This is a genomic window from Pseudomonas sp. SST3, assembly GCF_003325755.1.
In genome coordinates, this window is the sequence record NZ_QORI02000165.1 from 1 (window position 1) to 3,615 (window position 3,615).

A 3,615-nucleotide genomic window follows, 5' to 3' on the forward strand; every position below is an offset into this window, starting at 1 on the left:
GCCCATTATATGGGACGATAATTTATATATTGAGATATTTCAGGCGATGGGTTTATAGTCGCCAGCATCAGCACTCACTACAAAAAAATAAAAAGGTGAAGCGATGCAGGCGCAACCGTTGTCCCTACCCGCCGTGCCCGAGCCGACTTACGGCGAGCGGCTGAAGAACAAGGTGGTGATCGTCACTGGCGCCGCCCAAGGCATTGGCGAAGCCATCGTTGCCTGTTTCCAGGCCCAGCAGGCGCGGTTGATCATTGCCGATATCCAGGGCGACAAAGTCGAGAAGATCGCCGCTCATTGGCGCGAACACGGTGCGCAGGTTTACGCCCACGCGGTTGATATCACTTCCAAGGATCAGTGGAAGGCATTGGTCAACCTGGCCATCGAGCGCTTTGGCCGTGTGGATGTGCTGGTCAACTGTGCCGGCGTCAACGTGTTCCGTGACCCGCTGGAGATGAGCGACGAGGACTGGCGCCGCTGTTTCGCCATCGACCTCGACGTGCCTGGTACGGCTGCCGCTCGGTGTTGCCGCACATGATCGAGCAAGGTATCGGCAACATCATCAATATCGCGTCCACCCATTCCAGCCACATCATTCCCGGTTGCTTTCCTTACCCTGTCGCCAAGCACGGCCTGCTCGGCCTCACCCGTGCCCTGGGTATCGAGTACGCGCCCAAAGGCATCCGCGTGAATGCCATCGCCCCCGGCTATATCGAAACCCAGCTCAACGTCGACTACTGGAACGGTTTCCCTGACCCCCACGCCGAACGCCAGCGTGCGTTCGACCTGCACCCGCCCAAACGCATTGGCCAGCCCATCGAAGTGGCCATGACAGCACTGTTTCTGGCGACCGACGAGGCGCCCTTTATCAACGCCACTTGCCTGATGATCGATGGCGGGCGGTCTGTGATGTACCACGACTAAAGCGTTTTTCAATAACAAGAAGGAGGTGGTCAATGTTCAAGCAAACACTCGGTGCCGTGGCACTGGCGATGGCGTTCTGCGGCTGGGTATCGGCTGAAGAAGTGAAGATCGGTTTTCTGGTCAAGCAGGCCGAGGAACCCTGGTTTCAAACGGAGTGGGCATTCGCGGAAAAAGCCGGCAAGGAGCATGGTTTCACCGTGATCAAGATCGCCGTGCCCGATGGCGAAAAGACCTTGTCGGCCATCGACAGCCTGGCCGCCAACGGCGCCAAAGGCTTCGTGATCTGCCCGCCGGACGTGTCCCTGGGCCCTGCGATTGTCGCCAAGGCCAAGGTCAACGGCTTGAAAGTGATGGCCGTGGATGACCGCTTTGTCGATGCCAAGGGCAACTTCATGGAAGACGTGCCTTACCTGGGCATGGCCGCGTTTGAGGTGGGCCAGAAGCAGGGCGCCGCCATGGCCGCCGAAGCGAAAAAACGCGGTTGGGATTGGAAGGACACCTATGCGGTGATCAACACCTTCAACGAACTCGACACCGGCAAGAAAACGCACCGACGGCTCGATCAAGTCACTGGAAGAGGCCGGTATTCCCAAGGACCACATCCTCACCGCTGCGCTGAAAAACCCTTGATGTTCCCGGCAGCATGGACGCCACCAACTCGGCCCTGGTCAAGTTGCCGAGCGGGGCGAAGAACCTGATCATCGGCGGCATGAACGACAACACCGTACTCGGCGGCGTGCGCGCTACTGAGAGCGCCGGCTTCAAGGCCGCCAACGTGATCGGCATCGGCATCAATGGCACCGACGCCATTGGCGAATTGAAGAAAGCCGACAGCGGCTTCTTCGGTTCCATGCTGCCCAGCCCGCATATCGAGGGCTACAACACCGCGCTGGCGATGTACGAGTGGGTCACCACCGGCAAGGAACCGGCCAAATACACCGCCATGGACGAAGTGACCTTGATCACCCGCGCCAATTTCCAGGAAGAACTGACCAAGATCGGCCTGTGGAAATGAGCGGCGCAGCCCTGCGTTTCAATGGCATCGGCAAGGAGTTTCCCGGTGTGAAAGCCCTGGCGCAGATCAGCTTTGAAGCGCGGCCGCATTCGGTGCACGCGCTGATGGGCGAGAACGGCGCAGGCAAGTCGACGCTGCTGAAAATCCTCGGCGGCGCCTACATTCCGTCCAGCGGCACGGTGCAGATCGGCGCGCAGACCATGGCCTTCAAGTGTGCCGCCGACAGCATCGCCAGCGGTGTGGCGGTGATTCACCAAGAGCTGCACCTGGTGCCGGAAATGAGCGTGGCCGAGAACCTGTTCCTCGGGCATTTGCCCACGCGCTTTGGCGTGGTCAACCGGAGCCTGCTGCGTAAGCAGGCCCTGGCGTGTCTCAAGGGGCTGGCCGATGAAATCGACCCCGACGAGAAACTCGGGCGCCTGTCCCTGGGCCAGCGCCAACTGATGGAAATCGCCAAGGCGCTGTCTCGCGGCGCCAACGTGATCGCCTTTGATGAACCCACCAGCAGTTTATCGGCGCGGGAAATCGACCGCTTGATGGCGATCATCACGCGCCTGCGCGACGAGGGCAAAGTGGTGCTCTACGTGTCGCACCGTATGGAAGAAGTGTTCCGTATCTGTGACGCAGTGACGGTGTTCAAGGACGGCCGCTACGTGCGTACTTTCGAGGACATGAGCACGCTGACTCACGACCAGTTGGTGACCTGCATGGTCGGTCGCGATATTCAGAACATCTACGATTACCGCCCGCGCGAGCAAGGCGAAGTGGCGCTCAAGGTGGACGGCTTGCTCGGCCCGGGCCTGCGTGAGCCGATCAGTTTCCAGGTGCGCAAGGGCGAGATCCTGGGCCTGTTCGGGCTGGTGGGSGCGGGGCGTACCGAGCTGTTTCGCCTGCTCAGTGGGTTAGAGCGCGCCAGTGCCGGCAGCCTGGAACTGTGCGGGCACGCGCTGCAACTGCGCTCACCCCGGGACGCCATCGCCGCCGGGGTATTGCTGTGTCCGGAGGATCGCAAGAAAGAGGGCATCATCCCGCTGGGCAGCGTCGCTGAAAACATCAACATCAGCGCCCGTGGCGCCCATTCCACCTTTGGCTGGCTGTTGCGCGAAGGCTGGGAGAAAGGCAACGCGACCGACAGATCCAGGCGATGCGGGTCAAAACGCCGAACGCGGCGCAGAAGATCCTGTACCTGTCCGGCGGCAACCAACAGAAAGCCATTCTTGGCCGCTGGCTGTCGATGCCGATGAAGGTGTTGCTGCTCGACGAACCCACTCGCGGTATCGACATCGGCGCCAAGTCGGAGATCTACCAGATCATCCATAACCTGGCGGCCAGCGGCATTGCGGTGATTGTGGTGTCCAGCGACCTGATGGAGGTGATGGGCATCTCTGACCGCATCCTGGTGCTGTGCGAAGGCGCCCTGCGCGGCGAACAACTGCGCGAGCACGCGACTGAATCCAACCTGCTGCAGCTGGCCTTGCCACGCGGCCTGGCGAACTGAGAGACGACCATGACCATTCAAAACAACGCGTTGCCCTCGACACGCAAACCCCTCGATATGCGTGCATTGCTCGATAACTGGGCGATGCTCTTGGCGGCGGTGGGCATCTTCGTACTGTGCGCGCTGCTGATCGATAACTTCCTCTCTGCGCTCAACATGCGCGGCTTGGGCCTGGCGA

At 60.7% G+C, this 3,615-nt stretch carries 4 pseudogenes; all 4 read left to right on the forward strand.

The features are described 5' to 3' along the window. Positions 1 to 103: 103 nt before the first annotated feature. Positions 104 to 924, forward strand: a pseudogene (locus DQ405_RS25825) (SDR family oxidoreductase). A gap of 32 nt (positions 925 to 956) precedes the next feature. Then, positions 957 to 1,939 (forward strand): annotated as a pseudogene (locus DQ405_RS25830) (substrate-binding domain-containing protein). Beyond that, a pseudogene (gene araG / locus DQ405_RS25835) lies at positions 1,936 to 3,437 on the forward strand (L-arabinose ABC transporter ATP-binding protein AraG). Before DQ405_RS25830 ends, araG begins: the two co-directional pseudogenes overlap by 4 nt. A gap of 9 nt (positions 3,438 to 3,446) precedes the next feature. Further along, positions 3,447 to 3,615 (forward strand): annotated as a pseudogene (locus DQ405_RS25840) (L-arabinose ABC transporter permease AraH); the annotation flags it as partial.